The 26,068-nt window shown below is 57.7% G+C and carries 37 protein-coding genes and 4 tRNA genes; 26 read left to right on the top strand and 15 right to left on the bottom strand.

Features of this window, described 5'->3' with window-relative positions:
- Complete coding sequence (locus PM3016_RS26285) at nt 1-1,860, top strand: hypothetical protein (protein ID WP_014371530.1); 1,860 nt, start codon at nt 1-3, stop codon at nt 1,858-1,860.
- 158 nt (nt 1,861-2,018) lie between these two features.
- Here PM3016_RS26285 and PM3016_RS26280 read toward each other — a convergent pair whose 3' ends face one another.
- On the bottom strand, nt 2,019-2,528 hold the full coding sequence (locus tag PM3016_RS26280; RefSeq protein ID WP_013917688.1) for a 2'-5' RNA ligase family protein: 510 nt from the start codon (nt 2,526-2,528) through the stop codon (nt 2,019-2,021).
- A 159-nt stretch (nt 2,529-2,687) separates the two neighbouring features.
- Between PM3016_RS26280 and PM3016_RS26275 the strand changes: the two genes are divergently transcribed.
- The 6 genes from PM3016_RS26275 (at nt 2,688) to PM3016_RS26255 (ending at nt 4,236) form a co-directional block, all read left to right on the top strand.
- Entirely contained in the window at nt 2,688-3,239 is a 552-nt protein-coding gene (locus PM3016_RS26275) for a phosphatidylglycerophosphatase A family protein (protein ID WP_013917687.1), read from the top strand.
- A 130-nt stretch (nt 3,240-3,369) separates the two neighbouring features.
- On the top strand, nt 3,370-3,534 hold the full coding sequence (locus PM3016_RS38850; protein WP_013917686.1) for a hypothetical protein: 165 nt from the start codon (nt 3,370-3,372) through the stop codon (nt 3,532-3,534).
- A gap of 75 nt (nt 3,535-3,609) precedes the next feature.
- A tRNA-Met gene (locus tag PM3016_RS26270) sits at nt 3,610-3,686 on the top strand.
- A 19-nt stretch (nt 3,687-3,705) separates the two neighbouring features.
- A tRNA-Ile gene (locus tag PM3016_RS26265) sits at nt 3,706-3,782 on the top strand.
- A gap of 7 nt (nt 3,783-3,789) precedes the next feature.
- Nucleotides 3,790-3,875: transfer RNA gene (locus tag PM3016_RS26260), tRNA-Leu, on the top strand.
- Between the two features lie 142 nt (nt 3,876-4,017).
- Nucleotides 4,018-4,236 carry a spore germination protein gene (locus tag PM3016_RS26255; protein ID WP_013917685.1) on the top strand — a complete coding sequence of 73 codons (219 nt, stop codon included), beginning with the start codon at nt 4,018-4,020 and terminating at the stop codon, nt 4,234-4,236.
- A 120-nt stretch (nt 4,237-4,356) separates the two neighbouring features.
- On the opposite strand, the gene PM3016_RS26250 is transcribed toward PM3016_RS26255, so the two are convergent.
- Complete coding sequence (locus PM3016_RS26250; RefSeq protein WP_013917684.1) at nt 4,357-4,824, bottom strand: hypothetical protein; 468 nt, start codon at nt 4,822-4,824, stop codon at nt 4,357-4,359.
- A 144-nt stretch (nt 4,825-4,968) separates the two neighbouring features.
- Between PM3016_RS26250 and PM3016_RS26245 the strand changes: the two genes are divergently transcribed.
- The 5 genes from PM3016_RS26245 to PM3016_RS26230 are packed head-to-tail and all read left to right on the top strand — an operon-like array spanning nt 4,969 to nt 6,623.
- Nucleotides 4,969-5,202 (top strand): spore germination protein, encoded by a 234-nt coding sequence (locus tag PM3016_RS26245; protein WP_013917683.1) that lies wholly within the window; start codon nt 4,969-4,971, stop codon nt 5,200-5,202.
- Between the two features lie 3 nt (nt 5,203-5,205).
- The gene (locus tag PM3016_RS37585; protein WP_013917682.1) at nt 5,206-5,427 is read left to right on the top strand and encodes a spore germination protein GerPB; all 222 of its coding nucleotides are present in this window, start codon (nt 5,206-5,208) and stop codon (nt 5,425-5,427) included.
- 16 nt (nt 5,428-5,443) lie between these two features.
- On the top strand, nt 5,444-6,058 hold the full coding sequence (locus tag PM3016_RS26240; RefSeq protein ID WP_013917681.1) for a spore germination protein GerPC: 615 nt from the start codon (nt 5,444-5,446) through the stop codon (nt 6,056-6,058).
- On the top strand, nt 6,055-6,240 hold the full coding sequence (locus PM3016_RS26235; RefSeq protein WP_013917680.1) for a germination protein GerPD: 186 nt from the start codon (nt 6,055-6,057) through the stop codon (nt 6,238-6,240). Before PM3016_RS26240 ends, PM3016_RS26235 begins: the two co-directional genes overlap by 4 nt.
- The gene (locus PM3016_RS26230) at nt 6,237-6,623 is read left to right on the top strand and encodes a spore germination protein GerPE (RefSeq protein WP_013917679.1); all 387 of its coding nucleotides are present in this window, start codon (nt 6,237-6,239) and stop codon (nt 6,621-6,623) included. The genes PM3016_RS26235 and PM3016_RS26230 overlap by 4 nt, the downstream gene beginning before the upstream one ends.
- A gap of 7 nt (nt 6,624-6,630) precedes the next feature.
- Here PM3016_RS26230 and PM3016_RS26225 read toward each other — a convergent pair whose 3' ends face one another.
- Nucleotides 6,631-6,867: a hypothetical protein gene (locus PM3016_RS26225; protein WP_013917678.1), complete on the bottom strand. Its 237-nt coding sequence runs from the start codon at nt 6,865-6,867 to the stop codon at nt 6,631-6,633.
- A gap of 235 nt (nt 6,868-7,102) precedes the next feature.
- On the opposite strand from PM3016_RS26225, the gene PM3016_RS26220 reads away from it, so the two are divergent.
- Both PM3016_RS26220 and PM3016_RS26215 read left to right on the top strand, forming a co-directional pair.
- Nucleotides 7,103-7,492, top strand: a complete 390-nt coding sequence (locus tag PM3016_RS26220; protein ID WP_014371529.1) for a VOC family protein — start codon at nt 7,103-7,105, stop codon at nt 7,490-7,492.
- A 12-nt stretch (nt 7,493-7,504) separates the two neighbouring features.
- Nucleotides 7,505-7,708, top strand: coding sequence for a hypothetical protein (locus tag PM3016_RS26215; RefSeq protein ID WP_013917676.1), 204 nt, complete (start codon nt 7,505-7,507; stop codon nt 7,706-7,708).
- Nucleotides 7,709-7,780: 72 nt separating this feature from the next.
- On the opposite strand, the gene PM3016_RS38845 is transcribed toward PM3016_RS26215, so the two are convergent.
- Nucleotides 7,781-7,942, bottom strand: coding sequence for a hypothetical protein (locus PM3016_RS38845; RefSeq protein ID WP_013917675.1), 162 nt, complete (start codon nt 7,940-7,942; stop codon nt 7,781-7,783).
- Between the two features lie 146 nt (nt 7,943-8,088).
- Between PM3016_RS38845 and PM3016_RS26210 the strand changes: the two genes are divergently transcribed.
- Together PM3016_RS26210 and PM3016_RS38840 are read left to right on the top strand one after the other, a co-directional pair.
- Entirely contained in the window at nt 8,089-8,295 is a 207-nt protein-coding gene (locus PM3016_RS26210) for a WYL domain-containing protein (RefSeq protein ID WP_013917674.1), read from the top strand.
- A gap of 47 nt (nt 8,296-8,342) precedes the next feature.
- Nucleotides 8,343-8,516 carry a hypothetical protein gene (locus PM3016_RS38840; RefSeq protein WP_013917673.1) on the top strand — a complete coding sequence of 58 codons (174 nt, stop codon included), beginning with the start codon at nt 8,343-8,345 and terminating at the stop codon, nt 8,514-8,516.
- A gap of 58 nt (nt 8,517-8,574) precedes the next feature.
- Here the strand turns inward: PM3016_RS38840 and PM3016_RS26205 are convergent, their stop codons facing one another.
- Nucleotides 8,575-8,757 (bottom strand): DUF3973 domain-containing protein, encoded by a 183-nt coding sequence (locus PM3016_RS26205; RefSeq protein WP_013917672.1) that lies wholly within the window; start codon nt 8,755-8,757, stop codon nt 8,575-8,577.
- A 375-nt stretch (nt 8,758-9,132) separates the two neighbouring features.
- On the opposite strand from PM3016_RS26205, the gene ybaK reads away from it, so the two are divergent.
- Complete coding sequence (ybaK, locus tag PM3016_RS26200) at nt 9,133-9,603, top strand: Cys-tRNA(Pro) deacylase (RefSeq protein ID WP_014371528.1); 471 nt, start codon at nt 9,133-9,135, stop codon at nt 9,601-9,603.
- An 86-nt stretch (nt 9,604-9,689) separates the two neighbouring features.
- Nucleotides 9,690-10,601, top strand: coding sequence for an ATP-dependent DNA ligase (locus PM3016_RS26195; protein WP_014371527.1), 912 nt, complete (start codon nt 9,690-9,692; stop codon nt 10,599-10,601).
- Nucleotides 10,602-10,673: 72 nt separating this feature from the next.
- Here PM3016_RS26195 and PM3016_RS26190 read toward each other — a convergent pair.
- Nucleotides 10,674-10,746, bottom strand: a tRNA-Val gene (locus PM3016_RS26190).
- 207 nt (nt 10,747-10,953) lie between these two features.
- Here PM3016_RS26190 and PM3016_RS26185 point away from each other — a divergent pair.
- Nucleotides 10,954-11,892: a hypothetical protein gene (locus tag PM3016_RS26185; protein WP_014371526.1), complete on the top strand. Its 939-nt coding sequence runs from the start codon at nt 10,954-10,956 to the stop codon at nt 11,890-11,892.
- Here PM3016_RS26185 and PM3016_RS26180 read toward each other — a convergent pair.
- The gene (locus PM3016_RS26180; RefSeq protein WP_014371525.1) at nt 11,889-12,320 is read right to left on the bottom strand and encodes a PilZ domain-containing protein; all 432 of its coding nucleotides are present in this window, start codon (nt 12,318-12,320) and stop codon (nt 11,889-11,891) included. The genes PM3016_RS26185 and PM3016_RS26180 overlap by 4 nt on opposite strands.
- A gap of 215 nt (nt 12,321-12,535) precedes the next feature.
- A complete protein-coding gene (locus tag PM3016_RS26175; protein WP_014371524.1) occupies nt 12,536-12,763 on the bottom strand; it encodes a hypothetical protein in 228 nt (75 codons plus the stop codon).
- Between the two features lie 110 nt (nt 12,764-12,873).
- Here PM3016_RS26175 and PM3016_RS26170 point away from each other — a divergent pair, with 110 nt between their 5' ends.
- The gene (locus tag PM3016_RS26170) at nt 12,874-13,917 is read left to right on the top strand and encodes a phosphotransferase (RefSeq protein WP_014371523.1); all 1,044 of its coding nucleotides are present in this window, start codon (nt 12,874-12,876) and stop codon (nt 13,915-13,917) included.
- Nucleotides 13,914-14,213 (top strand): YfhH family protein, encoded by a 300-nt coding sequence (locus tag PM3016_RS26165; RefSeq protein WP_014371522.1) that lies wholly within the window; start codon nt 13,914-13,916, stop codon nt 14,211-14,213. Before PM3016_RS26170 ends, PM3016_RS26165 begins: the two co-directional genes overlap by 4 nt.
- Here the strand turns inward: PM3016_RS26165 and PM3016_RS26160 are convergent, their stop codons facing one another.
- A complete protein-coding gene (locus PM3016_RS26160; protein WP_013917664.1) occupies nt 14,214-14,936 on the bottom strand; it encodes a Crp/Fnr family transcriptional regulator in 723 nt (240 codons plus the stop codon).
- Nucleotides 14,937-15,149: 213 nt separating this feature from the next.
- Here PM3016_RS26160 and mobA point away from each other — a divergent pair, with 213 nt between their 5' ends.
- Both mobA and PM3016_RS26150 read left to right on the top strand, forming a co-directional pair.
- A complete protein-coding gene (gene mobA / locus PM3016_RS26155; protein WP_014371521.1) occupies nt 15,150-15,767 on the top strand; it encodes a molybdenum cofactor guanylyltransferase in 618 nt (205 codons plus the stop codon).
- 96 nt (nt 15,768-15,863) lie between these two features.
- Complete coding sequence (locus PM3016_RS26150; RefSeq protein ID WP_014371520.1) at nt 15,864-16,391, top strand: divergent PAP2 family protein; 528 nt, start codon at nt 15,864-15,866, stop codon at nt 16,389-16,391.
- Here the strand turns inward: PM3016_RS26150 and PM3016_RS26145 are convergent.
- From PM3016_RS26145 to PM3016_RS26125, 5 genes are all read right to left on the bottom strand, one after another.
- The gene (locus PM3016_RS26145; protein ID WP_014371519.1) at nt 16,360-17,997 is read right to left on the bottom strand and encodes a sensor histidine kinase; all 1,638 of its coding nucleotides are present in this window, start codon (nt 17,995-17,997) and stop codon (nt 16,360-16,362) included. The genes PM3016_RS26150 and PM3016_RS26145 overlap by 32 nt on opposite strands.
- Before the next feature lie 311 nt (nt 17,998-18,308).
- Nucleotides 18,309-20,012: a methyl-accepting chemotaxis protein gene (locus tag PM3016_RS26140; protein WP_014371518.1), complete on the bottom strand. Its 1,704-nt coding sequence runs from the start codon at nt 20,010-20,012 to the stop codon at nt 18,309-18,311.
- A 447-nt stretch (nt 20,013-20,459) separates the two neighbouring features.
- The gene (locus PM3016_RS26135; protein WP_014371517.1) at nt 20,460-20,693 is read right to left on the bottom strand and encodes a DUF3892 domain-containing protein; all 234 of its coding nucleotides are present in this window, start codon (nt 20,691-20,693) and stop codon (nt 20,460-20,462) included.
- 95 nt (nt 20,694-20,788) lie between these two features.
- The gene (gene rocF / locus PM3016_RS26130; RefSeq protein WP_013917658.1) at nt 20,789-21,703 is read right to left on the bottom strand and encodes an arginase; all 915 of its coding nucleotides are present in this window, start codon (nt 21,701-21,703) and stop codon (nt 20,789-20,791) included.
- 516 nt (nt 21,704-22,219) lie between these two features.
- Nucleotides 22,220-22,960, bottom strand: coding sequence for an MBL fold metallo-hydrolase (locus tag PM3016_RS26125; protein ID WP_014371516.1), 741 nt, complete (start codon nt 22,958-22,960; stop codon nt 22,220-22,222).
- Between the two features lie 490 nt (nt 22,961-23,450).
- Between PM3016_RS26125 and PM3016_RS26120 the strand changes: the two genes are divergently transcribed.
- Nucleotides 23,451-24,065, top strand: coding sequence for a stalk domain-containing protein (locus tag PM3016_RS26120; RefSeq protein ID WP_013917655.1), 615 nt, complete (start codon nt 23,451-23,453; stop codon nt 24,063-24,065).
- 105 nt (nt 24,066-24,170) lie between these two features.
- Nucleotides 24,171-24,464 (top strand): DUF1292 domain-containing protein, encoded by a 294-nt coding sequence (locus tag PM3016_RS26115; RefSeq protein WP_013917654.1) that lies wholly within the window; start codon nt 24,171-24,173, stop codon nt 24,462-24,464.
- 165 nt (nt 24,465-24,629) lie between these two features.
- On the opposite strand, the gene PM3016_RS26110 is transcribed toward PM3016_RS26115, so the two are convergent.
- Nucleotides 24,630-25,049 carry a DUF1885 family protein gene (locus PM3016_RS26110; protein WP_013917653.1) on the bottom strand — a complete coding sequence of 140 codons (420 nt, stop codon included), beginning with the start codon at nt 25,047-25,049 and terminating at the stop codon, nt 24,630-24,632.
- A gap of 163 nt (nt 25,050-25,212) precedes the next feature.
- Here PM3016_RS26110 and PM3016_RS26105 point away from each other — a divergent pair, with 163 nt between their 5' ends.
- The gene (locus PM3016_RS26105; RefSeq protein ID WP_041618750.1) at nt 25,213-26,052 is read left to right on the top strand and encodes a Cof-type HAD-IIB family hydrolase; all 840 of its coding nucleotides are present in this window, start codon (nt 25,213-25,215) and stop codon (nt 26,050-26,052) included.
- Nucleotides 26,053-26,068: the final 16 nt, after the last annotated feature.

Here is a 26,068-nt window from a genome sequence, read left to right as displayed (position 1 = left end):
GTGAACCGCAAACTGAAAATGACCGTAGCATCCGTTATACTCTCTGCATCTCTCGTAACTCCCGGGTATGCCGCACTGGCTGCTGAGGCGCCGGCTGCCGAAACGGCTGTGCCGGCGGTCGTAAGCTATAAGCTGACGGACCTGCTTGATTTTGAAGTGAAGGCCGTGCTGAACGAGAAGGTGGACGAAGGAACCCGCCTTGGGGTCGTCGTACGGCTTAAGAATAACAGCAGCAGCGTTACGCGTGTGCCCGACTATGAGCTCCGCGTCAAATCGAGCGACGGCACTGTCTATACGCTGCAGCCGAGCGCCGGAAGCCCCAAATCGATTCAGCCGAAAGCGACCACCGAGGTGGGCTATATCTCCGTTGTAGACCGCACGGATGAGATCACGCTGACGGAAGTCAACTGGACGGACGTGGACGTGTACGTCTATCCGAAGACGGAAACCGTGATCGTGGCCGCTCCGATAACCGGCACCGTATGGCAGGGCAGCGAATCGCTCATTACCGACCCGAAGGCCGTGAAAAAATGGTCCGACGCATTTGTCATTCCTACTCTGACTTCACCGATCCAGTACACGCCGGTGAATATCAAGAAGGAATCGACGCAGAACGGCACGGTCTTCGTCGTGCAGCTGCTCGCTTATAATCCATCCGCAAAGAAGGAAGAGATTCCTGCGTTCGTCATCGACGGCAGAAACGAAGAGAAGGTGTTCGCGGGCTCGCGTGTAGAGCAGGGAGCCTTATCCCTTCAGCCGAAGGAAGAGAAGTACATTCACTTCGCGATCCCGACGGACCAGGATACGGTGCTGACCTCGCTGAACGTACTGACGGAGGAGCAGTTCGGCGGCGCGGCAGCGGGTTCGGCAGGCGACTCTTCAGCGGCATCTGCCGCCAGCGCGGCAGGCTCGTCCGCCGGCACCGCAGCCGGCGCGGGCAGTACGGATGCGGCGGCAGCAGGCGGCGGGGATGCAGGCGCTGCAAGCGCGATGAGTGCCGTGAATACGGCCCGCAGCGGTTACTACGTGGGCCGGCTGAACATTCTGCTGCCGGCCGGGCCGACGGATACGAGAGTTGTGCCTTACAATCTCGGCGATGTCATGCAGTTCGACAAGCGCAGCGAGCTGATTCCGGCGGAGCTGGATGTGTCGGTGGCACAGTTCGATATGTACGAGAATACCGAAGAAGGCGCGAAGACGGTCACCGCCAAGTTCAAGCTGTACAACAAGAGTGATAAGCCGGTGGCGGTGCCGACTTTCCAAGCAGATCTCGTAAGCAGCGACGGCTATGAGTACACCGGGGCGAGACAGAAGATCTCTACCGCGCAGATTCTTCCGAAATCGGCTATCATGATCAACTACTCTTATTCGGTTCCATTATCGGAGCCTGGTACGGATCTAGGAGTGAAAGTACAGGATCCGAAGCTGGCTGCACCTTACAAGACAACCATCGCGGCATACAAGGTACCGCTGCAGCCGTCGGGTGATCTCAATCAAACCATTGTCGCTTATCCGTACGAGGTAACCCTCAAAATCCTAAATCTCTCCTATGCGTATAGTGCGGAGGGTTACGTTTATAGTGCAAGACCTTTTGTAGAGCTAAAGCGTCAGGATCTGGTGCAGCTTGATGCCAGCTCCACGGGACTCCTTTTCGAGCTCTACGATGGTTTGGGCAGTTTCATAGGTACGGCAACCAAACCTTTCATCGGAGAAGGGCGACTGCTGCCTGGGGAGAACAAGCTTACCTTTGGTGGTACGAATACACAAGGAAGTTTCCCGCTTATGATCAAAGTATATGAAACTTTCACAACTGAAAATGGCGCAGTGGCGAAACGACTCGTAGGCACATTCAAACAGTAGAATCTGTCTCTTGCACTATTATCTTTACTTATACCGCAGATCAGCCGGTCCAAGAGGCCGGCTTTTTGCCGTCCGTTCCTGGCCAAGCGCCCAAACTCCTTAAGGATCAGGAACAGAAAAAATCCGCCCCTCGCAGGGCGGATTCTTTAGGTATAAATCTATGAGAGCACAAACTCGCTGATCGTCTTCCAGACGCCGTTCTGCTCCTGACGCAGCAGGGTGAACCGGTCAACCGTGCACTGCAGGTCCAGCGTCTGATTCTTCAGGCTCGACAGGACATCGTGGAGCTCGTCGTCACCAAGCTCCTGAGCGACCGTCAGATGCGGCGTATACGTGTAAGTCTTCGGTACGGGCCGCGGGAGACCTTGGGCGATGGCTTCATGCAGGCGGCGCATCGGTTCCGGATCGGAGAGGGCCATATAGATGACATTGCTGGCAGGATAGAAGCTGGAGAACCGGTTAAAGTGAAGCGGGAACGGCTTCCAGGCGCCTGCGATGGAATGGAGAACGGCTATGGCGTCATTCAGCTGCTCGTGCGTCCACTCCTGCTTCTCGTACACCGTGAGATGCGGACGGATCAGAAAGTCGCGGGGATCATATCGTTTGCGCAGCGGCGCTGCGATCTCGGCTATTTCTTGAGACGGAAATACGGCGATACCATAGAACATGGGATTCCCTCCTTTTATTCATTATAACGCCTGCTGGGCAAGCATTCCAAGGGAAAAACCTTCCGTGGAAAAAGATGTCCCTTTTCCCTGCACGAGCCTAATGCAAGCGCTATCATTGTATGTTATAATGAACGCATTCCGGTAAAAGGGGCGATCTCCATGAAGCGTCAGGTTCACAGCGTCGAAGTCAAAACCGCCGTTTATCAGAAACTGGAAGAGCGCGGGGTTACCATAGAAGATATCGCCGAGATCGTTCGGGAAATGCAGCTGCCTTACCAGCCCCATCTGACTTTAGAGGACTGCGTGAGTTCCGTGCACGCGGTGCTGAAGAAGCGCGAGCTCCAGCATGCGATTCTGGTCGGGATCGAGCTCGACATGCTGACCGAGAAGGGGCTGCTGTCGGAACCGATCCAGTCGATCATCGAGTCGGATGAAGGCCTCTTCGGGTGCGACGAAACGCTCGCCCTCGGCTCGGTATTCGGCTACGGGAGCATTGCCGTCACGACCTTCGGCCACTTAGACAAGCATAAGATCGGCATCATTAAGCGGCTGGATACGAAGAACGGCAAGCAGGTGCATACGTTCCTTGATGACCTCGTCGCCGCCATCGCTTCTTCAGCTTCGTCCCGTATCGCACACCACCAGCGGGATCTCGAAGAGAAGGAAAGTGTCGTGACCTACATCGCCAAACCGGAGGAGAATGCAAGCTGACCGCTGCTTGCTCCGGGTTTCATTCATACACCGTGCACAAGAAGAAGCTTCTCTCCCAAATAAGGAAGCTTCTTTTTGGTTATGATAAGGGAAGGAAATCATCAACGGCTGGCAAGCGGAGCGTGAACCGATGAATTGGATCTATTGGGTAAAATTATACGACAGCAAGTTTCAGGCAGGCTGTCTGGCCAAGCGGATGGAAGAGGACTGGTGGATTTATGGATACGAATGCCCGACCGAGGTGCAGGTATTCCGTTCGCGCAAAGGGCGTTTCGGCGTCCGGTATACGGTATAAATTTATACTTGACTCCTGTGTTTGGCATGGTGTATATTTATTTTTGTCGCCATAAAGCATTGGATCTCTAACTGGCGCGGGGTGGAGCAGCCCGGTAGCTCGTCGGGCTCATAACCCGAAGGCCGCAGGTTCAAATCCTGCCCCCGCAACCAAACATCCTGCTTCCATTGTGGGCCCTTAGCTCAGTTGGTTAGAGCGGTCGGCTCATAACCGATTGGTCGGGGGTTCGAGTCCCTCAGGGCCCACCACTCTCATGCCGGAGTGGCGGAATTGGCAGACGCACAGGACTTAAAATCCTGCGGTGGGTGACCACCGTACCGGTTCGATCCCGGTCTTCGGCAGATGCTTTTGACACTATAGGGTTTATCTCCATTTCGTCTTCGGACGTGGGAGATAAACCCTTTTTCATTTTGCCAGGATGGACGGTTGTTTTTCGTGGGCGCTCGCATATACTTTATCACTACAAGCAGAGGAGGAAGCCCTATGCCTTCCATTATTCTGGCACCGATCAAGATTACGGGCAACGACGGGGAGCTGGTCTTCGGCGACGTGCTGCAGATTACCCCGAAGAGCACTTCCAAGAGCGCCTCAGGCGCCGGCGGCGGCAATACCGGCGATTTCAGTGCGACCTTTACCCTGGTAAGCTTCACCAACACCCTGGATCCCGATATCGCTGATTCGAACAACACGGCGAACAATTAGCCGGAGGCTTCGGCCTTCCGATGATTCGGGAACGTGCGCGCACTGGCGCTCATCTATACGGATGAGACGGACGGTGCGCGTTTTTTTATTCAAAGGTTACTGCACGGCAGCCGGAGCTCTTCAGGAAAAGCGGATATCGATCTCATGAAACAGATGGTCGGCGGCCTGTTTGCGAAGATGCAGCTGCAGGACACCTTGGCGGTAGACGGCTTTGCAGCTTCCCGGGACGATGGGCGAGGTGAGGCGGATCGTCTGCGTATTATCATCCGGGAGGTTCTCCAGCCGCACCTGGCTGACACTGAGCAGGAGACGCAGCTGGCGTGCCTGGGCCCGGTCGGGAATATGCACTTTGACGATAACGCTCTTATGGGTATCGAAGATTTCGGAGTGAAAATGATGCTTGATGGACGGCGCCTCCGCAGCGGGTATCGCCTGACGCAGCACGTCCTTCACGTAATTCTCCACCCAGGCCATCCCTTCACCGGCCTCCGGCATGCCGGCCTGGCCGGCAAACGGCATCCTGCCGCCAAAGAACTGCTCGAACTGCTTCCAATTCATCTCGAACGGATTGGGGTTCGGACCCTCCATATGTCATCAACTCCTCGCTGCTTCAAGTATATGACCCCGCGCACCAAAGCATGATTGCCTGCGGAGCGCTCCCCCGCCAAAAACATACTTGAAGGCACAGAATCATATACTGTATCAAATCCAATAACGGATAGGGTGTTGCTCATGCCGGCAGTCGTAGGTGCAATCAAGATTGTCAACGTCGGTACAGGCTCCGTAGTGCATATTGGCGACTCGATCCAAATCGCGCCGAACTCTGCGGCCAAAACCTTTGCCGGAGCAGGCTCATTCAATACGGGCGACGGACTGCGGATTTATAATATGGTCAGCACAACCAATACCTATGACGCGGACTTCGCCGATTCTACGATCACGTCGGCAGATAAGGCGGTGGTGTGAGTCGTGCAGCTGGTGATCCATCAACAGATCGTGATCCACCAATTGAAAATAGGGTCCGTGTCCAATTCATCCGTTCTGCAGATTGGAACGGCGGGCACCATCCGATCGCTGTCCAATTTATACAATACGGGCGGATTCACCGGGCCGGCTCCGGGCTTTGAAGGGGGGGCAAGCGGGGAGGAACAATCTCCCCTGCCTTTGGTTCCGCTGCCATCACCCAGGTGAAACGGAGGAATAATCGATGAACCTCATGACTCCCGAGTCGTACTTCCGAAAGCTGAACGAATACCTGGCTTGGCAGACGGACCGAATCCGCTGGCTGGAGATGCGGGTGGAATCCTTGGCACAGGAAGTGGAGACGCTGAAGAAACAGAAGGGGATTACCATCGAGAAAATCGAATACAATTTTGATCAGCTTAAGGTGGATACGCTCGAAGGAACGCTGAATGTGGGACTCTCTCCCGCGGGTCTTGGCGCGGCTTCCCTGGAGGATGCCACCGCGGGCGGGGAGACGATCCGCACGAATACCTCAAAGTCCGAGTCCTTCTCACGTATCCAGAAGAACGTTTTCGATTATCTGGAACGGTCCTGTCCGGCTGAGCTCAGTGAGCTCGAGCGCCAATACGGCGTGGAGTTTGGCAAGGATTTTCACAATATGATGATCGGTGATCTCCAGAACCAGGTGGGGCCAAGGATTGATCATTATCTGAAATCCGCAGGGGATCCAGAACAGCCCGAGCTTTCGGAGGAGCAGGAGAAGTGGGTCGAAACCCGGGTGATCGAAGACGTCCGCAGGGGGATGCAGCAGTATTTTGTGAAGAAGCAAGCTGATCTGAAGGGAGAGGGTGGGACATGAATCTGTTCGTGGACAACAAAGGGCTGCATGTGGGCAACGTACATATTACAGGGGTAGCGAGTGCTTCCCTGTTCTTGATCGGTGATGCGAACCTTATCCGCCTCTCCAGCGTGTTCGATACACCGCCTGAGTCGCTGATTATCGGTCCGCTGGAGCCCTTAAACCCGGAGGAGCCCGAGTGAGCAGCGGGATAAGGACCTCCGTCGTCGGAAGCATCCGGGTCATTGATATAGGCTATGCGTCCACGCTGCTGATAGGGGATCTGGTCGATTTTGCACCGGTCTCACTGGCTTTGGCCGTGCAGCGGGAAATCCCTCGTTATTACGGGAATGAGGGAAAGTTTGAAGACTTTCCCTTGTTCGTTATGCCGATTCCGCTGCCTTCCGAAGAGCAGCCCGTAAGCCTGACCGCAAGACAGACCTGTGCCCGGATCGAGGTGGACCGGGTTCGGATAACCGCCGTCTCCTCCTCCTCCATGGTTCAGGTGGGCTCGAACCGCTCCGTCCGGGCGGAATCCCGGGTGAAGCATATCCGGCAGCTGCTGCGGGCCCGCAATGACAGCTGAAGGCCGGTTATACGAGGTACTTGCCCCAGAGATGGAACACCGACCCGCTCTGGTACGGCGGAAACAGCTCGCCGGCCTCCCAGGATTCCACGATCCGTGAGGCACTGACCGGGTCTATGCCATGCTGAAGGAGCTGCTGGAGGGTATGAGCTTCGTTGGCGGGCCCGGGAACAGGAGAAGAGGGGGAGGCGCCGTATCCGGCCTCCGATGGAGCAAGAGCTCGAAGTATCGCATTACGGTTCATGGAGCAGCCGCATCCTTTCAGGGCGATTTCCCTAGGGAATCGCTGTTGGTTTTTCTACCACTATATGCCTGCAACAGCGGCGGGGTGCCCAGAAGCATCCTGCCCTAAAGGCTCATTGACGGCAAGCCGGGAGGAAGCTCAGGCGAACGACAGCATCCTCGGAAGGAAGCCGAGCCAAGGCCGGGTATGGTATAATACGGTGAAAACCAAGGGATATGAGAGGAGAGCTGGCGAAGTGGCACGCACCCGAATTGAGCACATCGGCATTATGGTCAAAGATATGGATACCTCCGTCGAGTTTTATGAGAAAGTGGTGGGCCTCAAGCTGAAGGACACCCTGCTTCATACGAACGGCGTCATCAAGCTGGCGTTTCTCGGCTTCGGCGAACAGGGGGAGACGGAAGTGGAGCTCATCCAGGGGTATAACGACGGGCTTCCCCAGGAGGGCAAGGTGCATCATCTGGCGTTCACGGTGGACGATATCGAAGAGGAGTTCGAGCGGATCGGGAAGCTGGATGTCAAGCGGATCGATGAGGACATCATCACGCTGCCGAACGGCTCCCGGTATTTCTTCTTCCACGGTCCGGACGGAGAGTGGATCGAGTTCTTCCAATCCACACGGTAAGGCGGGAGGGCCATGCTGCTCAGCAAACAGCAGAAGAAGCTCATTGTGGAGATTCTGATGAAAGAACGGCGGCGGCTGTTCTCCAGGCATAAGGGAGAACTGCTGGACCGGACGATCGCCGACCTGCTCCAGACGGTCCGCAATGAGGACATTAACATCACGGACCCGCGCGACAGCTCCATCGATTGGGGAAGCCGCGGCCGGCCCAAACGGTGACGGTACATAGCCAAGAACAAAACAAGAGGCGCCTTCTCCTAAGAGAGGTGCCTCTTTGCTGTATGCGCTGCTTCAGGCTCTGGGGATCAGATTGAGCTCCGCCGCCTGATCTTCGGTGAGAATGAATTCTTCCTTCGGCCAGAAATCCTCCTCAGGGTCCCGTCCGAACATCTTCAGCAGCTGCGGCCAGATCCCGCGCTGCATGGCTTCCTCCACGCTTATCATGATTTTCATAAGGATTCCCCCTGCTCTTAGCATCGGCGTTTTGTTAAGATATTACACCAAAATGAGCGGAATGTACCACTTGAAATACGAACGAATGTTTGGCATAATAAGATTACAAGAGAACGGGTGTTCTTGTTCCGGAGGAGGGATGGCTGTTGGAAGCCTGGATGCAGAAGTACAAGGGAAGCATGGTGGAGCTTATTTATTCCGATGGAGCCGAGCGCTTCACGAAGCGGGTCGTCCGGATTTTGTCGGTGCACGGAAGCTATGTATTGGCCTATTGTACGGAGCGCAGGGCCGTCCGCAGCTTTGCACTCGGAGGAATATTGGCATATCAGCCGCTCCGGGGCAGGGGTGCGTAGCTTGTCCTGCGGGATAGAGGCTGGGCCGGGGTAAGGAGCTGGAGGCAGTGAAGAGCAATCTGTACGATGAACTGAAGACGAACGGAAGAGATGAAGGGGAACGGCTGAGGCTGCTCATGATGGAGATCCGTTCCCTGCTCGAAGCCAAGAAGAAGCGGTCGCCGCTTGAGAAGAGGCGGTCTCTGCGTCCGAAGACGGTGCCGAAAGCCTGGGAAAGGTAAAGGGCGGCGGACGGGTTCGGCAGAGCGATGCGGCCGTGTCCTCGCGGGGAGGATGAGATCAGGCCGAGGTGGACTGCAGTACGTTTACGGGTGCGGGCGTCTCTGCGCGCTTAGAGAGCCGAACACACATACCGGCACGGTACAGGTTGTCATGAACGTAATGGAAGCCTGTCGTAAATACCATGTGATCCGGGGACGACTCGGACGAATGCAGCTGTTTGCATACGATGCAATAGTACATAGGGGTTGTCTCCTTTTATTCACATTATGACAATTATAGACAAAGTGTATGCTTCAGGAAGGTGCAGTATGACACATATTTAAAGAACATTGGATGAAGCGGTTATTCTCCCTTACCCTCATTCGACAAACCTGAATCGGTGAGGGGCAGGAAAATTGTCGAATCATAGGAAGATTGTGTAATTTTCTGGGAACAAGGACAAGATCCGACAGATTGTACCCATAGACGGCGTACGGGCTCATGCTTCGTACGCTGTTTTTTGGCTGCCAGACTGCATGAACACAGCAGACTGCAGGACGCCGGGGAGATTATGGTATGATAGGGGGAAGCGAGGAAAGGGAATGAACTGAGAAGAAAACAAGAGAGGGGATTCCTGTGGCGTCCAAAACCAATGCCTGCCGGCTGCTCGATCAGCTGAGGGTGGCGTATACCCTGCATGAATACACATGGGAGGAGGAACAGCTGGACGCGGGGACGGTAGCGGCCAAAGTGGGTCTGCCGGCGGGCCAGCTGTTCAAAACGCTGGTGCTTCGAGGTGATAAGACCGGCGTGCTGGTCGTCTGTATCCCGGGGGACCAAGAGCTGGATCTGAAGAAAACGGCGGCCGTCAGCGGCAACAAGAAGGTCGAGATGGTGCCCGTCAAAGAGATCCAGGGACTGACCGGATATATCCGCGGGGGCGTATCGCCGCTCGGTATCAAGAAGGCTTATCCGCTGTATCTCGACCGGAAGGCGCTCGCCCTGGACCCGGTCAGCATCAGCGCGGGACGCCGGGGAATGCAGATCTTCCTTGCGGGAGAAGCGCTGGCCTCCGCCGCGGAGGCCGTGGTCAGCGAGCTCACCTAGCGACGAAGGCATAACTGTATTCAAGGGAGGCGCCTGAAGGAGCAAGGAGGCGGGGGAGGAATCCCCCGGAGAGAGGAGGAGCATCCATGCTGTTGACGGCAATCGCCCCGATGACGGCTGAGGCGGCGGGCGAGCCCTTCGATGACGAGGCGTTCCTGTTCGAACCCAAGTGGGACGGAGGGCGCCTGCTGCTGCACAAGCAGGGGGAACGCTGCGAGATCTATACGCGAAGCGGGCGCATCGTGACCGAGAAGCTGCCGGAGCTGCGGGAGGCTCTGGCGGACCTCCCGGTCCGCTCCGTCCTCCTCGACGGCGAGGGCATCGTGCTGCGCGGCGGCCGTCCCGTCTTCGACGATTGGGCGTACCGGCTGCGGATCAGCCAGGCCGCCAAGATCCGTACCGCCCGCCAGACGCATCCGGTCGTCTTCGCGGCCTTTGACGTGCTCTGCACGGACCGGCCGCATCTGGAGGAGCCGCTGACGCAGCGCAAGGCCCGGCTCGGGGAGCTGCTGCAGCGAGGCGGCGGGATCCTCACGCCTACCGTGTCGGTGGAAGCCCAGGGCCGCCGGCTGTACGAGCTGACGGCCGCGCAGGAGCTGGAGGGGATCGTGGCGAAACGCAAGACCTCCCTCTACATACCGGGCCGCCGAAGCTCCGATTGGATCAAGATCAAGCACCCGCGCCTGATCGACACGGTCATCCTGGGCTGCCGCTCCGAGCCGTTTGAGCTGGTGGTCGGCCTGCAGTTCCGCACCGTGAAGAACAAACCGGTGGGCCGGGTCTCCAAGGGCCTCACGGTGGAGGACCGGGATCGCTTTCTTCAGGCTGCCCGGGAGCTGCGTGTGCGGCAGGAGGGAGGGGTCCAGTGGATTGAGCCCCGGTTGTGCTGCCGGATCTCATACCGGGACCGAAGCGAGATGCACCAGCTCGAAGATACGGAATTCTTAGCCTTCCTGTGGGATAAGCAGCCGGAGGAATGTGTATGGCCCTATACGTAAGATTTGGGGCGCAGCCGGTACATGAGAACAGAAGAAAAAACCTCTTCGAGAATCGAAGAGGTTTTTTCTTGATGACCTGTACTGGGCTCGAACCAGTGACCCCCACCCTGTCAAGATGGTGCTCTCCCAGCTGAGCTAACAAGTCATAATAGGAACGGATCAAATCTGATCTCGTTTTGCTTGGGACGATTCTTATCATATCAAGGGAGCTCCCCCTTGTCAACACCTCTATATATTTTTTGTAAAGATTCCCTGCCTGAGGGGAACAGGCTGTGACGGTTCGCATAGGTTTCGCCGGAATCGTTATGCTATAATTACAGGAAAACCAAGCCTCTGAAGGGAAGGGAAGCGCATGAGAGACTTTCGTTGGGGAATGGAACCGCAGCTCCCGGCTGATTCGGCCGAGTCTATAGAGAAGGAAACGCTCGATTGGGGGGAAGCGGAGTGGGGGACCCACCGGTACCATATCCGGAGGCTGATTCATGACACCATCGCGCAGCTCGGTCCGCGCGAGAAGGCGGCCGTGCTGGGCGCCGGGAATCACGGCGATGTGGACCTGCCGGATGTCAGCACGCAGTTCCAGGGCCTGACGGTGCTGGACACGGAGGACAACGTCCTCGAAGAGGTGCTGGAGTCCACCGGCAGCTCCGCCGCAGGACGGATCAAGTCGCTGACCCGCGTGGATTATACGGGGCTTGATCAGATCTCATTCTATGAACGGTACGAAGAGCTGCTCAGCGGCGGGGCGCCGGCGGACAAGCTGATCGCGTTCCTTCGGGACAGCGCCTTTGAAGCCAGGCGGATCGAAATCATGCCGCATCTCAAGAAGTCGTTCTCGCTCGTCGTATCTTCGGGCGTGCACACCCAGCTCTTCTATGCGGATGCTCTGGCGCAGTTCCACGGTTATGTGGAGCAGTATACCGAGGCGGAGCGGAAGGCGGTCATCGAAGCGATCCGGTCGCTCCGAAATTCACTCGTAACAGCATACAATCAGACGCTGCTGTCTCTTCTGAAGCCGGATGGGCGGATCGTCGTGTGGACCGAGATGATTCTGGTCGACGAGAGCAAGGAAGAAGTGATGGAAGAGCTGAACGGGAAGACGCTGGGCTCGGAGCGGACCGCTTATCTGTTCTCCGTCTTCGGCAAGTACGGGATCGATGCGGCGGTGCTTGGCCTGAAGGATCTTCACGACAAATTAAAAACGGACCAGCTGCTGTTTCGCAGCTGGTCCTGGCATACGGAGTCGGGCAAGCGGTACCTCGTGGCAGGCATGTCCGGCCGGGCCCGTTAGAAGGGGCCGAGTCCTTCCAGTTCCTCCTCGGGCACGAAGCTGCAGGAGGAGAGGACGGGACTGCGGCGCAGCTTGATCGACAGCTGATTGATCACGCTGGCGAGAGTCGCGGTATCCTGCTCGTCCAGCGAGAACTGCGCACAGTACTGCGGATGGCCGCCCGTATCCACCGTACGGACGATGACGCCAAGGGGCTTGTAATCCCTCCCGAGCGCAGTGAACCGCAGCTCGACCAGCAGGTGCTTCTCATCAGGGAGCGGGTCGGTTGCAATGAACCGGGCTCCTCCCGCCGAGAGGTCCAGCAGGGCCGTCTTCATCGTGCGGGTCACCGTATGGCTGTCATGAACACCGACCATGCGCAGCTCGGCGCCCAGCGGCCGCTGAAGCTTCAGCCGGAAGAAACGGCGTTTGTTGGGTTGTTCGCTCATGTGGCGGACCGTCCTTCCTGATTGTTCGGATGGGGAATGGTATGTCTACTATACCGCATGCCGTTCATCGCGGGCAATCGGTAAAATGATAGCATGAAAGGAAACAGGATCATCGGCCTCACCGGCTTTAAGGACAAAAGGGCGGTTATCCGAAATCTAAGATGACAGAATCGGGCCTGGTGAGATATAAATGCTTAAATATGAAAAAACCGCTCTTAGTAGAGCGGCAGTTGAACGCTGCTGCGGGCTTTAGAGTCGTACAGGACGGCGTTGTTGCCGATGACTTCGATATGGTCGATCTCTTGGATCGGAGGGCAGGACGGCATCGACTGCTTCAGCTGCGAACTTTCCAGCACGGTCAGGAGCCTTGGAATCGCTTTCTGGTCACTCGAAATGAATCGAACGGGAATTTTGCGGTCGCCGATAATGAGTTCAGTCGTCATCGGAATCTATTCCTCCCTTTCCTCTTCGGATAATTCTATTATACAATAGTTCTAGCAAAAAACGATCCTAACTTTGTTACATAAGGTGACATGAATCGAGGGAATAGGACATGTTCTGCACATCCGAGGAGCGAATAAGCTCGATCCTTGCCAAATACTTCACAAGCCCGTCATGGATTGTCGAAGAAAAAGAGAGCGGTGTCAACAACACGACCCGATACATACGGATGAACGGGGCACTCTATGTGCTCCGCATCTATGAAAATCATGCGGACGAGCAGAAAGCGGCGTTCGAGCACGCCGTGCTGCGGGCCCTGGGCGAAGCCCGTCTGCCCTATGCCGTACCGCAGCCCTGTCTGTCTCTGGAAGGCGGAACGTATGTATTCTCAGGGGACGGCAAGCTGGCCGTGCTGTTCCATTACATCGAAGGGGAGCGGGCGGAGCTCGACATTCCGGAAGTGGCCCTGGCGGCCGGCGAAGCCGTAGGACAGCTCACGGCGGCACTGGAGCAGGTGAAGATTGCCGATGCCCCTGCGTACGAGCCTTATTATGACATTTACCATGTCCATCCGCTGGTAAGCCGGGAAGTACTGCGGACATGGCTGGAGGAGATGAGCGGCCGGGGCATGAAGGACGAGGCGGAAAGCGTCCGCAATGCATTGGACGGGCTGGAGCAGTCACTGCCGGAGCTGCTTCAGCTGCCGGTACAGCTCGTACACTCCGATATCGTGTACGGCAATATGCTGGCCTCCGGTGACCGGATCACCGCGGTCCTGGACTTTGAATTCGTTACGCCGGATTGGCGTGCGATGGAGCTTGGCGTCTTCCTCGCCGAGCTCTTCCCGCCGGACCGCCTCGGTTCGCCGGAAGCGGAAGAGGCCTGCTGGCAGGCGGCGGAGCGGGCGCTGGAAGGCTACGGCCGGGCAGCCGGCTTGACGGAGGCGGAGCTTCAGGCGCTGCCGCAGCTTTTGCTGCTCCGGCGGCTGGTGCTTGTGCCGCACTTTCTGGGCCGCAGCCTGGCGGGCGTGGAGGCGGAGGACCGGGCGCAGTATTATCTTGCAGGCTTCGCCAAAATTCAGCGCCTGATCGCGGAGCACGGGCTCCGGCTCACGGCGCTGGCGGAGCGTTATATTCGGAAGGAGCGGCAGGCATGAAGAAACTGTACAGTCAGATGACACGCGAAGAAATTGAACACGAAATGAAGAGGCTCCGCGAAGAAATGGAGCAGGCCGAATTCCCAAGCCAGAAGGCCGTGCTTGAGAGCAAATATGAAACGGCGAAGTCCTATACACTCGATCCTGCGGATTTCCCGCCGGGTCTGTATAAAGTGCACAACGTGCAGCTGCCGTTTCATGTAGTCTACCTGAACGGCATTATGGCCTGGGGAACGCTGGACGGCCGGGAAGAAGCCAGCTTCCCGATCTCGATGCTGACCCGCTTCCAGGCATAATCAGATGCGGCACATGTCCAGCGGGCAGTTTTCGCACTGGCAGATGTCCCTTAGATAGGAGAGATCCTTGACGATGGTATACCCGCCCTCGAGGGTGACGACATCGGCTTTCTTGAGGTCGCTGAGCATCCGGTTCACGCTCTCCCGGGTGGAGCCGATCATCTCGGCCAGCTCCGTGTTCGTTACCTTGCGGGTGATGCGGATGGCGTCGCCCTGCTTTTCCCCGTAGGAGTTGCACAGACGGATCAGCGTGGAGCAGAGCGCACCCGGCTTGCCGAACATCATCAGGTCGCGGAATTTGGTCTGGGTCATCCGGTGCATGAGTCCCATCCATTTCATGAATTCCACGGCAAGGTCGCCATGCTGCCAGAGGAGGGTGTCCAGATCCTTCTGCTGGATGGCCCCGATGACACTGTCTTCCAGCGTCTCGGCATTGAAGCTGTGCAGGGAGGCCTGGAACGGATCCAGCTGGCCGAAGAGGTCTCCCTCCCCGTGGGTATAGAGAATAAAGTGTTTGCCGTCACCGCTGTCCTTGGTGATGCGCACACTTCCGCTTTTGACATAGTACAGCTTATCAGCCGGATCGCCTTCCCAGAAGAGGTGGTCACCGGCTTTTACGTTCATCTCGTACATGGTTGCCTTGAGCCGGTCGAGGTTCTGTGAGGAGAAGCACTCCGAGTTCGCTTTATGGCGGATCATGCCGCCTTGTTTGGTGTCTGTCATGATGGTTCTAGCACCCTCCTGCTCTTCCTGGGATCCCCGGGCTGTAGCTCTTTCTTCTTAAGATACCCCAATTTCCCGGGCCTTGATGTGACGCTTATCACGTCAGGCGAACTTTTCCTGCGGGGGCTGTGACCGTTGTGACAGGCAGTCCGCGCGAAAGACGGTATAGTGGGAACAGGATTATTTTCGAAGCCAGAGGAGGAAACGAACAGCATGATGACAGGAATCATTCTGGCGGGCGGTGCCATGCGGCGGTTAAGAGGAAGGGAAGCGGGTCTGCTGCCTTACGCGGAGGGCACGATCCTGGAGCGCCAGCTTCAGGTGATGGAATCCTGCTGCAGCGAGATCATCCTCGTGACGGACGATCCGCGGCGCTATCTGGAGCATGTGCCGAGGCATGTTCGCGTGCTTGCGGATTATTATGAAGGGCGGGGGCCACTGGGCGGGCTGCATGCAGGAGTGGCCCTGGCGCAGAATAACGCGGTCTGGGTCACGGGATACGCCATGCCGTGCGTGTCTCCGCAGGCGGCCCTGCGGCTTCTGGAGCGGATGACCCGGGAGGGGAATCTCGCCTGCCTGCCGAAGGGGGAGCAGGGGCTGTTCCCGCTGCACGGCGTCTTCTCGACGCGCTGCCTCGATCCGCTGGAGGAAGTGCTGCAGGGAGAGGTGTCCGTGCAGGAATGGAGCGCCCTGCTGGACCGGCTGACGATATCGGCGGTAGACGAGGCGGAATTGGCGGCAGAGGGGATCGAGCCGGGCTATATGCTGCGGGTCCGGCATGCGGAGGATTACTGGAGAGCTCTCGCCCAGGATGCGGCTTCGCGCCAATAAACGCAGACAAGCTCCCGCCGAAGGCCGGAGCTAGGAGACGATGGAAGGCATAGAAACAGCGCAAGCTTCGGATGCTAAATCCGGGGGTGATGTGTAATGAACCGGGCGTTATGGACGTCCATTGCCGGGATCGGTGCCGCGCAGGCGCTCAAGGTCCCGATGAAGCTGCGACAGACCGGACGGATCGAGTGGAAGGATCTGTTCGGCACCGGAGGGATGCCAAGCTCCCATTCGGCTGCGGTAGTGTCGCTCGCCACCTATGTGGGCCTCAAGAAAGGATTCGCTTCCATTCCGTTCGCCCTGTCGACGATTCTCAGCCTCATCGTCATGTACGATGCCATGGGCATCCGCCGGCATGCCGGACTGATCGCCGAAGAGGTCAACGATATCGGTGCGGCTCTGCTCAAGCTTACGAACCCGGCGATGCGAGAGCCGGGGGATAAGCCCAAGGAAGAACTGGAAGAGAGCCTGGGGCACCTGCCGGAAGAAGTGCTCGGCGGTGCGCTCCTCGGCATGGCGGTCGGCTGGCTCAGCTACGCGTCCGAGCGGCGCAATGATCCGCTTCAGCAGGCTGCCGAGCTGTGGAACGGACTTATACGGAAATCGTTGGCCGGCTTGTCGTAATCAGCGGCTCGCCGGGCTGCTCTTCCGCTTCCGTGAGCGGTAGAGTAATGGTGAATTTGGTGCCCAGGCCGAGCACGCTCTCGACCTCGATGACACCCTCGTGATCCTGTACGATCTTGTGGCAGATCGAAAGGCCGAGCCCGGTGCCGGAATCTTTGGTGGTATAGAAAGGTATAAAAATTTTATCGAGTTCCGTTTCGGGGATGCCTTTGCCGTTGTCGGCAATCTCGATGACGGCCATCCCGTCACGGGCTCCGAGGCGAATGTCGACGATCCCCTGTTCGGGCATGGCCTCGTAGGCGTTCTTGACCAGGTTCAGCAGCAGCTGCAGCATCTTGTCCTGGTCCATCAGCATCCGGAGATCCTGGCCGGGATGTTCAAAATGAATCTCGTGCCCGAGCCGCGTGGACTCCGATTCGAGCAGCTGAATGATCCGGTGGATGCAGCCGGTGATGGACTGCACCTTATACTGGGTGACATGGGGCCGCGAGAACTGAAGAAACTCGGCCGTCAGCATGCTCATCCGGTTGATTTCGTCCATGATGAGGTCATACCAGGGTTCCACGTTGTAATCCCCCGCTTTGGACAGCTGCAGGAAGCCTTTCACCGTCGTCAGCGGGTTGCGGATTTCATGCGCCATGCCCGAGGCAAGCTCCCCCACCACACGAAGCTTCTCGCTTCGCAGCATATGCTCCTCCCGTTTCAGCCAGCTGTCCCGCTTCATCAGATACAGATTGTGTTCGGCGACCAGGATCAGGTCGTCTTTGTGCTGTCCTTCCTGGGGGTAGCAGGCCATGCCGAAATTTACTTCGATGGCCGCAAGCCTGGGGAATTCCGAAGCGAGCAGCTGGGTCATCCGCTGGTGGTTCTCTTCCAGGTCCTCCGCCTGGACGACAAGGGCGAATTCGTCTCCGCCGTAGCGGGAGATGAGACAAGCGTCCGGGAACATGATCCGCAGGAGCTGCGCGGCCTGCTTCAGGATGCGGTTCACGCCCTGAAAGCCGTTCGTAGTGTTCAGGGACTTGAGGTCTTTGCAATCGATGAGCACGAGAATAAAAGGGTTCCCGGCCCCCGCCAGCCCCTCGAGCTGACGGTGGAATTCCTGAAAGTTATAGAGTCCGGTAAGCGCGTCATGGGTGCTGAGATGTTTTTTCTCATTGCTCAGGCGCTGTTTTTGCTTCTCGATATCGTGGATGTAGCTGCGGAAGAGGAAGGAGAGCGCCAGGCAGCTCACGGCTGCAAACAGGATGAGCAGGGAGGTGTCACGGTGAATCGGCGTATGGATCAGCGTGACGGCCGAGAAGGCGGCCATTAGGGCGCCATTCACCACCAGGGCCGCCCACAGACGGTGGAGCCGGTAAGCGAGGAAGCTCATGTGCAGATAGTAGAGCACCAGGATCCACCAGGAAGCGCTCATGTAGTGAAAGACGACAAGCAGGAGCAGCTGCACTCCGCGCAGCGGCAGGCCGGGCTGCTTCTTCAACAGGGAGAGGGCATACGCCGATGCCGCAAGCACAAGCAGTACGGGATTCGGCGATTGATCATAGTACAGGGAAGACAGACAGACTGCACCTGTGAAAAAGTAGAAAATCCAGTTCGCGTTCATTCGGTACTCCAACTCCCGGTGTTGTGTATTCTTTGTTCGCGGTTAGACTTCAGGTACCCGTTCAATCGGCGGCGGCGGTACAAGGGAGCCTCGGGGGGAGTGTGGCTCTTTCTTCATGCTGAAGGTGCACCCAGTACCTTTACTTTAAACAAAAATTCTGTGCCCGGCCCTAAAATCCTGCCAGCATCTCCCTGTCAAGCACTTTCTTTTTTGGCGGTTCGCTCCACCTGAGCCGCGGAGAGATCTAAATTCTTAGATTTGCAAAAAGACCTGTACGCGGGGGCGTACAGGTCTGGCAAGGAAGATGAAGATTACACCCGGAAGCGGGAGAGGGTGTGCTGCAGCTCTTCGGCGAGCTGAGCCAGGGAACGGGCGGAGCCGGCAACCTCCTCCATAGTGGACAGCTGCTCTTCGCTGGCGGCGGTCGTCTGCTGGATGCTGGCGGCGCCCTGCTCCGATACGGAGTTCACCTGTTCCATCGCTTCCGTAATGGCACGGGATTCGGCGGCAACCGCACGGATCGCGGCTTCTACGGCATGCACCTTCTCGCTTACGCGGCGGATGGCGGTATCGATCGACTCGAACGCGTCGGATACTTCTCCGCTCTGCTTCACGCCCTGCTCGACGCGCTCGGCGCCGCGGTTCATGGACTCCACTGCACGGTGGCTCTCCGCCTGAACGCCGGTAATAATATCAGCGATCTGCTTGGAGGACTGGCTGGTAGCGTCGGCGAGCTTGCGGATCTCTTCCGCGACGACGGCAAAGCCGCGTCCGGCATCCCCGGCCCGCGAAGCTTCAATAGAAGCGTTCAGGGCCAGCAGGTTGGTCTGTCTTGCAATCTCGTTAATCGTCGTTACGAAGGTGCCGATCTGTTCGGTGCGCTCGCCGAGCGTAAGGATTCGCTGCTGCGTTTCCGATACGCTGCTCTCGATCTCGCCCATTTGACGGAGAATGGAGCTTACCGCGTGGACGCCCTGATCGGTTGCCGAAGCGGCGCTGCCCACGAGCTGGGCCATTTCGGAACCATTTTCTTCAATATCCGTGAATTTGACGTGCATGCTCTCGACGGAGCGGGAAGCCGCCGCCACGGTGCGCACCTGCGTATCGAAGCCTGCCGCCATCTCGCCCGTAGCCGAAGCGATATGCTCCGAGGCGCGGACCGTCTGCTCGCTGCTTGCGGTCAGTTCCTCCGAAGAAGCGGACAGGGTCATGGCCTGGTCACTGATCTTCGTGACCAGCTCGCGAAGTCCGCGGACCATCGTGTTGAACGAGCCCGTCAGCTGCCCGATTTCATCCTTGGAATGGTAGGTGCCCTGCACCGTAAGGTCGCCGTTCTCCGCCTGGGCCATCAGCTCCTGAATGGAGCGCAGCGGACGCGTAATGAGCCGGGAGATGTAGAAGCCCATGCCAAGGAACAGTAGCGTGGAGACAATGACCACCGTGAGGTTCAAGGTCTGAATGAAGCCGGACAATTGGAGCGTGTTGGCGTTATTCGCCGCGGCTTCCTTCTGGAGAGCTTCGGTGAGCTCCGACGCCGTTGCATTCAGTTTCTCACGAAGAACAGACGTTTCCTGGACGTAGATCGCATAGGCTTCCTCATTCAGATTGGCCATGGCGAGATCGATGACCTTCTTGGTAGAAGCGGAATAAGTAGGCAGCTGCTCTTTGAAGCTTGCAAAGATCTTGAGCTGCTCCTCCGATCTAAGCATGGATGCGACCTCGTCTGTGAGCTCCTGGTTCTTTTTGGCACGGTCCTGGATGTTCTTGTTCAGGCTCTCGTTTCTCGCAGGGTCTGTCGTCAGCATAAGCTCGAGTACGGAAGTATCAATGGCCCGGTTGTTGATCCGGATCTGGGCCGTCGTGGAGATCGGCACCAGGTTGTCCCCGTACATGGAGGAAGAAGCATGGGACATGTCGCCGGTTGCGTTATAGCCGAAGGTGCCGATGCCGATAATGATCAGAATGGACAATACGGTAAGAATCAGCAGTTTGACACTGACTTTCAAATTTTTCATCTGTATCCTCCTGGAAGTTTAGGGATGGAAGCAGCGGATGACTGCAGCGGTCGTTGTGTTCGTAAATAACTCACGGGTACTTTTATCGACAGCGGCAAAAAGATTGTGAAGAGGCAAAGTTCAGGGAGGTTCTGGCGGGGGAGCGAAGGCAGGGCAGGGAAGGAGATGATGACCATCTTTCTCAGGAAAAGGCAGCTTGTATGTGTGTGGGGGGAAACCTAGAAGACATAGTGAAAAGGGAATGCAGAGAATGCATTCCTAATGCTGCGGAATATGTGGGCACTTGCGGTTTGCGGGAGAAGGAGGGGCTTTCGTTCAGGGCGGACGCAAGGACGTAGGCGTACATCGGCGGAAGGGTTATACGCAGGGACGCAAAATACAAAAAAACAGCCGGAAGGATCGTGTCCTTCCGGCTGTCTCGAACAGGCAAGCCGCGTATGCCAAGGGCTAGAAGCCCGGCAGGTTATCCAGGTTATTGCTCGGGTCGCCATCCGCATTGGAGCGCAGATGCTCATCGCCGTCGCGTCCGCGGAATACGTTCACGTTTGCGATCTGCCCGCTCTTCGCCATGGCCTGGGCTTCGAGGTAATCGACCACCTGGCCGCTGGACAGCTTCAGTTCCACAATGTCGCCGTCGCCGTTCTTGCGTACGGCTACGACTTGTTCTTTAGGGGATTCCATAGGTATCGCCTCCTGGTAGAGTAGCATGCCCGGGAGAGCTTCGCTTTATGCGGGGAAAGGCAGACGGTACTTTGGGGAAACGGCGCCGGTTTGTTCTATAAGATTCGCTGGCCGAGCAGCGAGCCCATGAGTTCGGCCGCCAGCCGGGCGGTTTTATTGTCGGTATCGAGCACCGGATTCACTTCCACGACCTCGGCCGAGCGGACCAGGCCCGATTCGGACAGCATCTCGAGCGCGCAGTGCGCTTCGCGGTAGCTGAGTCCTCCGCGTACGGGGGTGCCGGTGCCGGGGGCTTCGCCGGGGTCCATGCTGTCGATGTCGAAGGAGACGTGGATGCCGTCCGTTCCGGCACCTGCGATGTGCAGGGCTTCTTCCATGACGCGGGAGATCCCCATCCTGTCGATCTCGTGCATCGTGAAGCAGCGGATGCCCAGCGACCGGATTCTCTCCTTCTCCCCGGGATCGAGCGACCTGGCACCGATGATGACCGTGTGCTCCGGTTTGATCTTCGGGGTAATCCCGCCGATCCGCACGAGCCGGTCATGCCCAAGGCCGAGAGCGGCCGCAAGGGACATGCCGTGGATGTTGCCGGACGGACTGGTCTCGGGGGTATTGAGATCCGAATGGGCGTCGAACCAGATCACACCGGGGTTCTTGAGGTGCGGCGCGATGCCGGCGAGCGTGCCGATGGCGATGCTGTGGTCTCCGCCGAGCACGAGCGGGAACCGTCCCCGCCCGAGAATGCCCCAGACGGCCTGGGCCAGCAGCTCGTTCAGTCCGGCGACCTCATCCAGGTGGAGCAGGGCCTCTTCCGTCCGGACGGCGGGCTCGGATATGCCGGCCTGCGGTACAGGGAACGGCTGCAGCACCTCCACCTGGAGGCCCAGCCCGCGCAGCCGGCGTTCGAGTCCGGCTTGGAGGATGGCATGCGGCCCGAGGCGTACGCCCTTGCGTCCGGCCCCAAGATCAAAGGGGACACACAGGACAGAGATGTCCTTTACTGCGCTCATGATACATAACCTCCTGTCGAGCTTGGGTGGGAACCCGGCGGGATGAGACGGCCCCCGGGTGCATAGCGGCAGAAGCCTCCACTGCTACAGTCTATTCGGGTTGTCTGCCGAAAGAGACTTTATCGTCAGAATGAAGACGCTTACGATTTGGAAAAAGGCTGTCTGCATCTCATGGTCATGCCATTGTATGGAAGCTGGGGGGAAGGTGTGCATGCCAAAAAGCCCGAACAGGGAACGGGCTGGGTGCAGGGCTTAACGCTATACGAGAGCAGGGAAGGCGTCCCGACCGGGGCGAGGCCGGAGCAGAACCGGGCAGCATCTATGGAATCCGCGCCGGCCGTGCGGCGGGAGGATTCGGCCGCAGCGTTCGGGCAAGGAATAGGAAGGAAGAACCCGCTCAGGCAGAGGGTCCCGGGCGAGTCAAGCGGAGATGCGTCCGAGGGGAGCACAGCGGGAAGGCCCAATCGGCCCTTGGGCAATTTCAAAGGACTGTGCCAAGGACAAGTGGACTGCCGCCTAGTTAAGGGGATAGACGCGGCCCTGCTCCATGAAGGCCATGCGTCCGGTCCGGCCCATATACTCGGGCATATTGTCGCCGTAATGCATCAGGAGCACCTTCTCCTGCAGCTCCTCCGGCAGTGTGAGCAGCTCGTCGAGCGAGGCGTGCACCGTCCCCGGGGAGAACAGCTGGCAGTCATGGAGAATATGCCGGACTCCCTGCGCATGGAGCGAATGCAGCAGTCCCGCATCGAAACGTGCATCCGCGCTGTAGAAGACCGAATCGCCAAGGAGGATGGAATAGCTCGCTTTGTTCGGGATGTGCGCGGTCCGCAGCAGCTTCAGGCGGAGCCCGTCGAAGGGGGAATAAGGTACGCCCTCCTGCAGAGGAATGACCTCGAAGTAATCATGAAGCCCGGCCAGACCGTCCTCCCGGTTCTCAAGACCGCCGCGCAGGGAATGGTTCCACAGCACGTCGACGAGGGTGTCCGCAATGAGCAGTTTGATTTTGCGCTTATGGATGTAGAGCAGCTGGAAGGCGAGCTCCTCCAGTCCGCCGATGTGGTCCGCGTGAATATGGGAGATGAGCACGGCATCCAGCGTATCCAGCGGAATGCGCAGGGCGTGGAGCGCATGCGGAGCGGTCACCCCGCAATCGATCAGCAGACGTCCGCCGGCCGCGTCCACCAGCGCATTATTATTGAAGTATTTCTTTGCAAAAGCACTTCCCGTTCCGATCATCCGGATCGTCAGACTCAAGGGTGTTTCCTCCGCTCTCTATGTTCTGTCTCTCATCTAACTGTATACCACGGCTCTCGCGTTCCGGCATGGAACTTGATGATGATCATGGGGGGGCCGGGCGCTTGATCTTACACTCCCTGGATAGGGCTGGCAGCCCTGCATTTTTTCTTACGCTCCATCTTACCTGCCGGGAGGCTTTCCTTCAATGAGAAATTTACCACAAAACGGAGGCTCCAGGGCCGGCATCATCCGATATTATTTCCCGGGAAAACCCAGCCTTCGTCATTCTTGGTCAAATTTATAGGACGGGGATGAGTGCATTCGCTCTGCTGCTGTAATATGGGGTTACCATATTTTGTTTGAAAAGTCCCCGGAAACGTGAAGACCTACTACATCTTGAGGAGCTTCCATATTTTTTTAAACGAAATTCTTAAGAATCCGCGCAACTCTTGCGGACGGCCGGAGTATAACCTAGCAGATATGCCAAACATGATGGAGGTTGCTCGAAATGAAAGTGCCGCGCTTGCTGACGCTGGTGCTGTCGTTATCCCTGTTCGGGACAGCGGGGGCAGTGGCCAGCTCCTTATGGGGCGATTACGAAGGCTTCGCGAAAGCCAGAGTATTGATTAATGATGCGGAACAGTCCTTCAGTGAGAATGAGGCGCCCGCTTTTCTGATTAAAGGCAGTACGGTGTTCCCGGTCCGCGTCTTGTCCGATTCGCTGCAGGCGCTGGTGAAGTGGGATGACGCCAACAAAACCGTTGCGATATACAAACCGAACGTGCATATGTTTGTGGCGAAGAAGATCAGCAACGATTACTCGATCGAGCAGCCTTTCGGCAAAGTGAAGAAGGGGGACAGCCTGGAATTCGCCGTCGTGGCGCAGGTGGACTCTCTGACGACGCCGATTACGGCGTTCAAGCTCTCGATCGTATCCCCGAGCGGCGAGGAGGTTCAAGTTCATGAAAAGCCGGTGGTCGGCCAGCGTGAGAGTTTCTGGTACACGTGGCCGTTCGATGTAGCCTTCGAAGAAGCCGGCAGCTACAAGGTCAAATTCGCGATTCAGACCGACGAAGGCGGAGCCTACACCGTCGTTTCGGAGAAGACAATCGCGTCGGAATAAGGCCGCAGAGGCCCTTGCAGGGCCCGTCTTCATTGACTTGAGCGGACGGCACATGGTACGATACGGGGGAAGCATTCAATTAAATGACGAAATGAGGTTTTCCCCATGAGCGATCACATCCATGACGCTTCCTGCGACCATGATCATGAAGATGATATTTTTATCGTAACCGACCAAGACGGTGTAGAGCATGAGATGGTGATGGTATATACCTTCGAAGCGAACGACCGTGCTTATGCGGTCCTTCTTGATCGCAATGACGTGGAGGCTGACGGAGTCATCTTCCGCATCGAGGAAGAAGACGGTGAAGCTTTCTTGGCAAGCATTGAAGACGAAGAAGAGTGGGATCGCGTTGTTGCTATCTACAATGAGATTGTAGAAGAACAAGAGCAGCCCTAACTGATATGGTCTGAAGACCCTTCTTGTTCACGCATTCGTGGGCGGGAAGGGTTTTTCGTGCGGAGCGGAAGGCGTTGATGTCAATAGCCCTGCCTGAGGCACGCCGGGGACCGGACGCCTTGAAGCAGGGCTGTGTCACGGGCCGGAGCGGGCCCGAGTCGCTGATCATTTGCGGGGATTGAAGTACATCGTGCGTCCGTTGAACAGATGCAGCTCAGCCTTCCAGAGACGCCCGAAATACTTGCAGAATTCATTGCCCTTCGACTTGTCGCCGTGGGTGGCGCCGTCGGGAAGCACAACCTGGACATAATGGCGCTCGGTCTCACCGGCCGGCTCCGAGCCGATGCCCATGACGATGTACTTGTAGAGCGGATTCTTGCCTTTGAGATAGAACCAGCGGTTCCCGCCCTCGGCTTTCTCTTCGATGGTATAAGGGAAACCGGCATCGTCGTATTCCCAGCCGAGCTGCCGTCCGGTCTGCGCGAGCTGGCCCCGGTAGTGCTCAAGCTGGGCCTTCAATTCGTCCAGCGTCAGGGTGGAGCGGGCGGAACCGTCAACGAATTTGATATACGCGCTTTGCGCCATGATCAATGCACCTGCCTATGAATGGACTTCGAAAAGTTCTTCCAACATGATGCTGCAAACGTGCTCAAGCAACATCATAGCATTCCCCCCCGGGGAAAACAACAAGGCCCAGGGCAGGGAAGCCGTGAGGCCGAATCCCGTGCCGGAGAGAGAGGATGTAGACATGGATAGGAACAAATTTGCCGGCTATCTGCTGGTGACGGATATGGACGGTACGCTGCTCGACAGCGAGAAGCGGATCTCGCCGGAGAATGAGGCGGCGATCCGGCGGTTCACGGAGCAGGGAGGGCGCTTCACGCTGGCGACCGGCCGTATCGCCGCCTCGGCGAAGCCTTATGCCGACCGGCTGCCGCTCAATGCGCCGGCGATTCTCTACAACGGCGTGGTCATCCATGACTTCAAGCGGGGCGAGAACGTATGGGAGCAGACGCTTCCCGTGTCATGCGCCGGGGTGCTCGAGCGCGTGAAGTCGAAGTTTCCCGGCATCGGCATCGAGATTTATCCGCAGGGGGCGGACATCCCGTTCTTCCTGCAGGACAATCTGATGACGGAGCGCCACCGCCGGATCGAAGGCTTCCCGGAGCGGCCGATCTCCTCCCCGGGCGAAGCGCCGGGGCCATGGAGCAAGATCCTGTTCGCCTGGGATCCGGAGCTCCTCGACGAATACACCGACACCATCGTCGCGCAGACGCAGGGGGCCGAGATCGAATGGGTCCGCTCCGACGACCGGTACCTGGAGATTCTGCCTTTCGGGGCGACCAAAGGGCATGCGCTGGAACGCCTGATGGACATGCTGGACATTCCGCGGGAGAACACCATTGCGCTCGGCGACCATCTCAACGACCTGGAGATGATCCGCCGGGCCGGTACAGGCATCGCCGTGGCGAATGCACACCCGAACCTGCTGAGCGAAGCGAAGCGCCGCGGCGTGCATCACAACGAGCATGCGATTGCCGACGCCGTCGCCTGGCTCGAGCGGCGCATTGACGGAGAGGAAGCCTAGGCGGCAAACGCTGCGT

This window comes from Paenibacillus mucilaginosus 3016, assembly GCF_000250655.1.
GTDB classification, from domain to species: domain Bacteria; phylum Bacillota; class Bacilli; order Paenibacillales; family NBRC-103111; genus Paenibacillus_G; species Paenibacillus_G mucilaginosus.
Note: the sequence above shows the minus strand (reverse complement) of the source record. Positions and strands in the feature narration are given on the sequence as shown.